The sequence below is a fragment of the Micropruina sp. genome, assembly GCF_047607385.1.
In the GTDB taxonomy this organism is placed as follows: Bacteria; Actinomycetota; Actinomycetes; order Propionibacteriales; family Propionibacteriaceae; genus Micropruina.
This window is the reverse complement of record NZ_JASGDE010000019.1, coordinates 1-8,060: the sequence shown is the minus strand read 5'-3', so window position 1 is coordinate 8,060 and position 8,060 is coordinate 1. Positions and strand designations below refer to the sequence as shown.

Below are 8,060 nucleotides of genomic sequence, written 5' to 3'. Positions count from 1 at the left end.
GCGGCGCTGGCCGGCTGGCGGCTGCCCGACGCGCCGGCGGTGGCTCCGGTCGCCGGTGCCGCCAGCGGGGCGCTGTCGTCCCTGGTCGCCACCCCCGGCCTGCCGGTGCTGGTGGTCTACCGCAACGACGACCCGGTCGCCTACCGGGCCAACCTGGCCGTCTACTATCTGGTGATCACCGTGGTGTCGATCGGGCTGCTGCTGGGTGTGCACGGCATCGGCCCGGACGTGCTGGCGACCACCGCCCGGCTGCTGCCGGGCGTGCTGGCCGGGTGGCCGCTGGGAGTCTGGCTGAGCCGGCTGATCCCCGGGCGGCGGCTCCGTCCGGCCGGTCTCACCCTGGCCGCGCTGGCCGGTGCCGCGCTGATCGTCAAGGCGTCCGTGCAGCTGTGACCGGTGCGCGATGACCGGGAGGAGCGAGGTGGAGACCGGCGGTGCCCCGAAGCACGAGTGGGTGCGGCACGTCCTGGAGCAGGAGTTGGCCGAGGGACGGTTCCGGCCGAACCGTCCGCTGCCGCCCAGCCGGCGGCTGGCCGAACGTTTCGAGGTCTCCCGCACCACCATCGACACCGCGTTGCAGCAGCTGGTGGCCCGGGGCCAGCTGGTCAGCCGGCCCCGGCGCGGCTACTTCCCGGTGACGGTGGCCGCCGCCGTGCAGCCGGCCGGCGAGCGGACGGACGCGGCCCGGGTGTCCTGGGCTGACCATCTGGTGGCCCGTCCCGATCCGTGGGCCGGACGGGCGCCGCGGCTGCCCGACCACCGCGGCTACCCCTACCCGTTCCTGCCCGGACAACCCGAGCAGGGCTCCTTCCCGGTCCGCGCCTGGCTGCGGGCCGCGGCCCGGGCCTTCGACGGCGACCAGGACGGACAGGCCACCCGGGACGCCGGCGACGGCGACGACCCCGGGCTGCGCCGGGCGATCGTCGAGGAGGTGCTGCTGCCGCGCGGCATCGCCGCCCGTCCCGAGGAGGTGCTGATCACCAACGGGGCGCAGCAGGCCCTGGCGCTGATCGCGCGGATCCTGATCGGTGCCGGAACCCGGGTCGCGATGGAGAACCCCGGCTACGTGGACGCCGCCCGGATCTTCCGCAACGCGGGCGCCGAGATCTCGCTGCTGCCGGTCGGACGCCAGGGCGTCCGGCTCCCGGAGCGACCCGACTTCAGCCTGCTCTACCTGACCCCGAGCCACCAGCACCCGACCAACGTGACCATGCCGATGCGGCGCCGCCGGGCCGTCGTCGAGGCGGCGGCCGCCAACGACCTGATCGTGATCGAGGACGACTTCGACTCCGAGATCCGTTTCCGCGGCGAACCGCAGACACCGCTGCGGGCGCTGGACGGGACCGGGCGGGTGATCCACGTCGGCACCTTCTCCAAGATTCTCGCCCCGGCGTTGCGGCTCGGCTACGTGGTCGCGGACGCCGAACTGATCGAGCAGCTCCGGCACGCCCGCTACCTGAGCATCAAGCACCCCTCCGGGGTGGAGCAGCGCACCCTGGCGCTGTTCATCGCCTCCGGCGACTTCGCCCGCCAGGTGGCCCGGCAGCGGGCGGCTTTGCGGGCCAAATGGGAGGTCGCCACCGAGATCCTCGGCAGCGACTTCCCCTGGCCCGACCAGGTGCTGCCCGGCGGCGGAGCCGGGCTGTGGCTGACCGGCCCGGCAGGCTACGACACCACGGCGCTGCTCGACCGGGCACGCCGCCGCGGGGTGCTGTTCCAGCCGGGGGAGGGCTTCTTCCTGGACGCCCCGGCGCCCACCCACCACCTCCGGCTCGGGCTGAGCGCGATCCCGCTGGACCGCGTCCGGCCCGGCATGCAGCGGCTGATCGAGGTCATCTGAGCGTCGATGCTGAGGGAACTCTCGGCGAACCCACAGCGTCTTGACGGGCCCCGTTCACCCGTATGTAACGTCCGGCTGCGAAGCTCCGACATGCCCCATCGACAAGGAGGTTTGGGATGATCGCTCGCTCGGTCCTGTTCGTCTGCACGCATAATTCCGGTCGGTCCCAGATGGCGGCGGGTTTCCTCGCCCAACTCAGCGGCGGCACCATCGAGGTCTCCTCGGCGGGCACCGCTCCCGCGGACGCGCTCAACCCGGCCGTCGTCGCGGCGATGCTCGAAGAGGGCATCGACCTGCGCGAGGAGGAGCCCAAGGCGGTCAGCGTGGAGCAATTGCGCGAAGCCGACCTGGTGATCACGCTGGGCGCCGACCTGCGTGCGCTCACCGGCGGCAGGTCGTACGCCGACTGGGACCTGCCCGAGTCGGCGGGCCTGCGGCTGGCCGCCGTCCGTCCGATCCGGGACGCGATCAAGGCCCGGGTGGCCGCGCTGCTGGTCGAGTTGAACGCGCCGGCCGCCGCCTGATCCTGCCCGGTCAGCGCCGGGCGGTGTCCGCGGGTTTGCGGCCGCCGACCAGCTTGAGGCCGATCATCGCCGCCACCAGGCCGGTGAGCAGCAGCATCCGGACGCCGCCCAGCGGGTCACCGAAGGCGACCGCGCCCACGATCACGGTGCCGACCGCGCCAATGCCCGTCCAGATCGCGTAGGCCAAGCCGAGCGGGATCGTCTTGATCGCCTTCGCCAGGCATTCGAAGCCGGCGATTGCGCAGGCCAGGAAGACCCACAGGAACTGTGAGTTCTGCTGTTCCAGCTTGAGCGCGGTGGTCATCCCGATCTCGAAGGCGCCGGCGATCAGCAGCCACAGCCAGCCGTTCATGCCGGTCCCTTTCGCGCGCTCGGCGCTCTCCGTGCTCATGCCAGCACCTTCAGCCCGATGATCATCGCCACCACGACGCCGAGCAGCAGCAACGCCGCCGGCCGCAGCCGTTCACCGAAGGCCAACGCCCCGACCAGCACCGTGCCGACCGCGCCGATGCCGGTCCACACCGCGTAGGCGGTGCCCAGCGGAATGGTCTTCATCGCCTCCGAGAGCAGGGTGAAGCTGATGCCCGCGCAGATCAGGAAGGGCACGATGAACCACTTGTTGCGCTCCTCCAGCTTCAGGCAGGTGGTGAAGCCCACCTCGAACACGCCGGCCGTCACCAGGATCAGCCACGGGTCCATGACGCACCTCCTATTTCGCACGATCGTGCTGGAATGTTTTGTAGCACGATCGTGCGATCTATGGCAAGTTCGCACGGATGTGCTACAACTGCGTCGTGCCCCGGGTGGTGGATCATCGGCAACGCCGCGACGAGTTGATCGACGCGGTGTGGCGGCTGATCGTCGACGACGGCCTGGCCGGCATCACCATCCGGCGGGTGGCCGAGCGCAGTGGCTGGTCCAGTGGCGCGGTGCGGCACTACCTGCCGACCCGGGAGGCGATCCTGGACGCCGCCGCGCAGCGGGTGTCGGAGGTGATCGAGGAGCGGATCCGCGCGGTGGACACCTCCGCGCCCCCGCTGGAGGCGTTGGCCCGGCTGCTGGCCGCGGTGCTGCCCACCGACGAGCAGATCCACCGGGCGTCCCTGGTCTGGCTGGCCTTCGTCGGCCAGGCCGCCAGTGACGCCGGGATCGCCGACGCCCAGGGCATCCTCTACCGCGACCTGAACCAGCTGCTGGTCGAGTTGCTCACCGAGCTGGCCGGGATGGGCTTCCGGGTGGACGGCGGCCCGGCGTCCGCGGCCCTCGAACTGCAGGCCATGCTGGACGGCCTCACCGTCCACGTCCTGCTCGGACGGGTGGACGCCGACAGCGCCCAGGCCGCGCTGCGCGCCGCGGTGAACCGCCTGGTCACCCCATCCCCCGACGCAGCGCTCGCCTAACTACTTAGCGCTCGCTGAATTCAGCGAGCCCCAAATAGTTAGGCGAGCGGTTGGTGTGTGGGGGTGGGTGAAACGGCTACTTGACGGTCAGCTTGTAGGCCTTCGAGCTGCCGTTGACCAGGCCGGTGCCGGCGTACTTCACGGTGAGGGTGTGCTTGCCCTTCTTCAGCTTGGGCAGCTTGATCTTGATCACGCCCTTGTTCTTGCTGGCCAGCTTGCCGGTCGCGATGGTCTTGGTGCCGTCGAGGACGGTCACGGTTCCGGTCGGCTTGGACGTTCCGGCGGTCTTCACCGTCACCTTCGCGGTGCCCTTCGAGGACTTCTTCTTGGTCTTCGAGTCGAAGGACGCCTTGGTCGTCGAGCTGAACTTCACCACGGTGAAGTGCACGTACTTGGACGCCAGGCTGCCGCCGTCGTTGCCGGCCAGCAGCCGCACCCAGTAGGTGCTCGCGTCGCTGTTCGGCTCCAGGTCGGACGGCACGGTGAGCTTCACCGAGAACGAGCCGGACGCATCGGGCAGGTTGGCCGCCTTCGTGGTGGTCACCGTGCCGGAGGCGTCCAGGGTGCCGTCGGGCTTGCCGGTGGCGAATTTGAGCGCCCCGTCGTTGAGCTTGTAGGCCAGGAAGCCGCCGCTGGGACGCCGGTCGAAGCCGGTGCCCTTGATGGTGATCGTGCCGCCGGGGGTCACCGTCGCCTTGACGATGGTCAGCGTGCCGTTGCCGGCTTCCGGCCGGGGTGCGGCCACCGCCCGCTGGGCCGGCATCAGTCCGCCGCCGAGCAGCGCCACCGCCGCCAGCGTCGCGGCCGTCCGGATCGACCACCGTCCGGCGCGGTGGGTTACGTTCATGGTCATCTCACTCCTCACGCACAAGCCCAGAACAGGGCAACTTAGGCAAGCCTAACTTTCAGCTGTCGATGTGTGTGCGGTGTCCATCCACCGTCTCACCGGGCAGCGCCCCGGTTCAGCGGGTAGCGCTCGGGCTCACCGGGTGCCACCACGTCGCGCGCGGTTCATTCCTTCACCGGGGTCGGCGCCGTCCAGTCGGTGACGGCGCCGATCACCTCGGCGAAACGGGTCGTGTAGCGACGATGGCGCTCCGCCCGGCGCTCATCGGGCCAGCAGGGCGTCGAGCTTGGCGTAGCCGTCGTTGATGCCGACCTCCATGCCGGAGGCGAGCCAGGCGTCCCGGCTCTCGAAGCTGTCGGTCAGCGAGGTGGCGTGCAGCCGCGTCCAGCCGTCGCCCAGGTCGGTCAGGGTGAGGGTCTCCAGCGAGACGCCCTCGGGCATGCCCTCCCAGGTGAAGGTCTGCACGATCCGGTGCTCGCCGATCTCGTGGAAGCAGCCGCGGAAGGCCTGCAGGTCGTCGTCGCCGGCGTCGAAGTAGCGCCAGCTGCCGCCGGTGCGGGCGTCCCAGTGGTCGATGGTCATGGTGCGGTTGTCGGGTCCGACCCACTGGGTGAACAGCTCGGGGTCGACGTGCGCCCGGATCACCTGCGCCGGGGTGGCGCGGAAGTCGCGGGTGATGTGGATGATCGGAACCACCGGGTCGGCCTCGATGGTGGCGGTGGTGATGTGCTCGGTCATGATGTCTCTCCTTCGAGTGGCGGCGCGGCGGCCGCGCGGTTCTCGGGCAGTGCGGCCAGGACGTCGTCGAGCCGCCGGTAGCGCTGCTCGGCCAGCCGGGCGTAGTGCTCCACCCAGTCGGTCAGCCGACGCAGGGCGTCCGTCTCCAGGTGGACCAGCCGGCGCTGGGCCTGCGGACGCTTGCTGACCAGTCCGGCCGCCACCAGCACGTTGAGGTGCTTGGAGATGGCCTGGATGGTCATGTCGTACGGGGCGGCCAGCTCGCCGACCGTCGCGTCCCCGATCGCCAGCCGGGCGACCAGGTCGCGCCGGGTGGGATCGGACAGCGCCGCGAAGGCGGCGTCCAGCTGGTCCGTCATGGTGGTCCTTCTTCAACCGGTTGGTTGAATAACCGTACGACGGTCGGGCGAGTATTGTCAACCATCTGGTTGAACACATCCGCTCGCCAAACTATTTGCCGCTCGCTGAACTCAGCGAGCGGCAAATAGTTAGGCGAGCGCTGGGTGGGCGGCGCCGCAGCCGACGGCGACTTTGAACACTTCGGGGGACGCGGGTCCTCACTGAGGACATGACGGTGCTACCCACGCGACAGCTGCTCGGCACAGCGACAGGCGGCTATGCCCGGCTCGCCCGGCAGGTCCAAACGGGGCAACTGGTCCGGGTGCGGCGGGGCATGGTGGCTGAGAACGCCACCCTCACGCCATCGGAGACCCTGCACAGGGCGATCGAGGCCACCGCCCCGTTCCTGCAACGCGGTACCTGGTTCAGCCATCGGTCGGCGGCACTGATCCACGGCCTGCCGGCCGTCATCCGCTCCGGAGAACTGGTCGAGGTGACCCGGACGTTCGGGGGTCACGGCAACACCTCGCGTCATCTGCGGGCGCGTGCGGGAATCCTGGTGCCCGGCGAGGGGACCTGGGTCGACGGATTGCCCGCCACCACGCTGGCTCGCACCGTGCTCGACCTGGCGCGAACCCTGCCGTTCACCGAGGCCGTGATGATCGCCGACGCGGCCCTGCGGCTCGGCGCCGATCGGGACGAGTTGCTGGCCGGTGTCGGTGAGGGACGCGGGTGCCGCAAGGCCGAGCGTGTCCTGCTGTTCGCCGACCCGGCCAGCGAGAGTCCGGCGGAGTCCGAGTCCCGCGCCCGGATCGCCGCCGCGGGTCTCCCGGTTCCCGAGATCCAGGCGGTGATCCGGACGTCCACCGGCCGGTTCGTCGCCCGCGTCGACTTCCTCTGGCGTGCCAAGAAGGTGATCGGCGAGTACGACGGCGAAGGCAAGTACACCGGCGAGTACGGAGAGGCGCCGCTGGAGGTGGTCCAGCAGGAGAAGGAACGCCAGGCCGCACTGGAGGCCGAGGGCTACCTGGTTCTGCGTTGGGGGAAGAAGGTGCTGCGCCAGCCGGGCGAACTGGAGCGCCGAATCCGAGGCGCGCTGGCGTCCCGTCCGTTCGCTCTGCCCTACGGCGAGATGCTGGCATGAGCAGCCCGGCCGCCGGTTGCTCGCGTTCGTCCCGCCTCCTCATGCGCTCGCCTAACTATTTCCCGCTCGCTGAATTCAGCGAGCGGGAAATAGTTAGGCGAGCGTTCAGTGGGCGAGCGTTCGGTGAGTGGCGGACGAACCTCAGATGTCGGCCAGCGCCTCGGTGGGGGACGCCTTCGCCGCCCGGCGTCCGGGCAGCACGGACGCCAGCGCCGCGGCCAGGATCGCGATCGCCACCATGCCGAGGGTGAGCGGCAGGTCCACCACCAGCCGGACGTCGGCCTTCACCTGGGCGGCCAGCGCGGTGGCGCCGAGCCAGCCGAAGTAGATGCCGGCCGCCACGCCGACCGCGACTCCCACCACGGCCAGCAGCAGCGCCTCGATCAGCAGCATCACCCGTAGTGAACGGGCTTGCAGGCCGAGCGCTCGCATCAGCGCCGACTCGCGGGTGCGTTCCAGCACCGACAGGCCCAGGGTGTTGCTCACCCCGATCAGGGCGATCAGCACCGCCACCCCGAGCAGCGCGGTGGTGATGGTCAGCAGCAGGTTGAGCACCGACTCCATCGCCGCGGCTTCGATGACGGCACCGTTCACCTGGTACTTCTCGCTGCTGGCGATTTCGGCCACCGCGGTGGCGGCCGGCATCGCCTCCGCCCGGTTCGGCACGGACAGCCACAACATGGCGTCCGGCACCACGCCGCCCAGCTTGTCCAGGTTCGCCCGGGACACCAGCACCTGGCCGGACGACACCAGCGGCGAGGTAACCACCGTCAGCCGCAGGGTGTGGGACCGTCCCTTCAGCGTGGCCTGCTGACCGTTCGCGGCCTCGCCGACCCCGTCCGACACGTAGACCTGATCGTCCGGGATCGCCGCCGGCGCCTTGGCCGCGACGGCGGCCGCCTCCGGCACGTAGCCGAGCACGATCAGCCCTTCGGTCTCCGCGGAACCACGGGTGAAGTTCACCGTGGTCGCGGGCAGCACCGCCGTCGCCTCGACGCCGGAGACCCGGCTGAGTTGGTCGATCAGCTCGCGCGGCAGCGACTTCTCGAGGCCCCAGTCGGCGACCGCGATGTCCACCGGACGCTGCTGGTCGATCTGCTCCAGGATGGACGCCCGCGCGCTCGCCGTGCCGACCTGCAGGGTGACGATCAGCCCGACGGCCAGCATCAGCGCGGTCGCGGTGGTGGACGCGCGCCGCGGGTTGCGCAGCGCGTTCTGCGCGGCCAGT

At 70.6% G+C, this 8,060-nt stretch carries 11 protein-coding genes; 5 read left to right on the top strand and 6 right to left on the bottom strand.

Annotated elements, in window-relative coordinates:
- The 3 genes from QM582_RS01580 to QM582_RS01570 all read left to right on the top strand — a co-directional run.
- Positions 1 to 393 (top strand): TSUP family transporter (locus tag QM582_RS01580; RefSeq protein WP_415081147.1); only part of this gene is annotated, 393 nt, incomplete at its 5' end.
- 10 nt (positions 394 to 403) lie between these two features.
- Entirely contained in the window at positions 404 to 1,840 is a 1,437-nt protein-coding gene (locus QM582_RS01575; RefSeq protein ID WP_415081145.1) for a PLP-dependent aminotransferase family protein, read from the top strand.
- A gap of 116 nt (positions 1,841 to 1,956) precedes the next feature.
- Positions 1,957 to 2,364: an arsenate reductase ArsC gene (locus QM582_RS01570; RefSeq protein WP_415081143.1), complete on the top strand. Its 408-nt coding sequence runs from the start codon at positions 1,957 to 1,959 to the stop codon at positions 2,362 to 2,364.
- A gap of 10 nt (positions 2,365 to 2,374) precedes the next feature.
- On the opposite strand, the gene QM582_RS01565 is transcribed toward QM582_RS01570, so the two are convergent.
- Positions 2,375 to 2,755, bottom strand: coding sequence for a DMT family transporter (locus QM582_RS01565; protein WP_415081141.1), 381 nt, complete (start codon positions 2,753 to 2,755; stop codon positions 2,375 to 2,377).
- Positions 2,752 to 3,063, bottom strand: coding sequence for a DMT family transporter (locus QM582_RS01560; RefSeq protein WP_415081140.1), 312 nt, complete (start codon positions 3,061 to 3,063; stop codon positions 2,752 to 2,754). Before QM582_RS01560 ends, QM582_RS01565 begins: the two co-directional genes overlap by 4 nt.
- Before the next feature lie 95 nt (positions 3,064 to 3,158).
- Here QM582_RS01560 and QM582_RS01555 point away from each other — a divergent pair, with 95 nt between their 5' ends.
- Positions 3,159 to 3,764, top strand: a complete 606-nt coding sequence (locus QM582_RS01555; RefSeq protein ID WP_415081138.1) for a TetR/AcrR family transcriptional regulator — start codon at positions 3,159 to 3,161, stop codon at positions 3,762 to 3,764.
- Between the two features lie 76 nt (positions 3,765 to 3,840).
- Here QM582_RS01555 and QM582_RS01550 read toward each other — a convergent pair whose 3' ends face one another.
- From QM582_RS01550 to QM582_RS01540, 3 genes are all read right to left on the bottom strand, one after another.
- Positions 3,841 to 4,617 (bottom strand): Ig-like domain-containing protein, encoded by a 777-nt coding sequence (locus tag QM582_RS01550; protein ID WP_415081136.1) that lies wholly within the window; start codon positions 4,615 to 4,617, stop codon positions 3,841 to 3,843.
- A gap of 255 nt (positions 4,618 to 4,872) precedes the next feature.
- Positions 4,873 to 5,349 carry an SRPBCC domain-containing protein gene (locus QM582_RS01545; protein ID WP_415081134.1) on the bottom strand — a complete coding sequence of 159 codons (477 nt, stop codon included), beginning with the start codon at positions 5,347 to 5,349 and terminating at the stop codon, positions 4,873 to 4,875.
- Positions 5,346 to 5,708 (bottom strand): ArsR/SmtB family transcription factor, encoded by a 363-nt coding sequence (locus QM582_RS01540; RefSeq protein WP_415081132.1) that lies wholly within the window; start codon positions 5,706 to 5,708, stop codon positions 5,346 to 5,348. Before QM582_RS01540 ends, QM582_RS01545 begins: the two co-directional genes overlap by 4 nt.
- A 209-nt stretch (positions 5,709 to 5,917) precedes the next feature.
- On the opposite strand from QM582_RS01540, the gene QM582_RS01535 reads away from it, so the two are divergent.
- Positions 5,918 to 6,832 carry a hypothetical protein gene (locus QM582_RS01535; protein WP_415081130.1) on the top strand — a complete coding sequence of 305 codons (915 nt, stop codon included), beginning with the start codon at positions 5,918 to 5,920 and terminating at the stop codon, positions 6,830 to 6,832.
- Positions 6,833 to 6,973: 141 nt separating this feature from the next.
- On the opposite strand, the gene QM582_RS01530 is transcribed toward QM582_RS01535, so the two are convergent.
- Positions 6,974 to 8,060: FtsX-like permease family protein (locus QM582_RS01530; RefSeq protein ID WP_415081128.1), on the bottom strand; the 1,087-nt coding region annotated here is incomplete at its 5' end.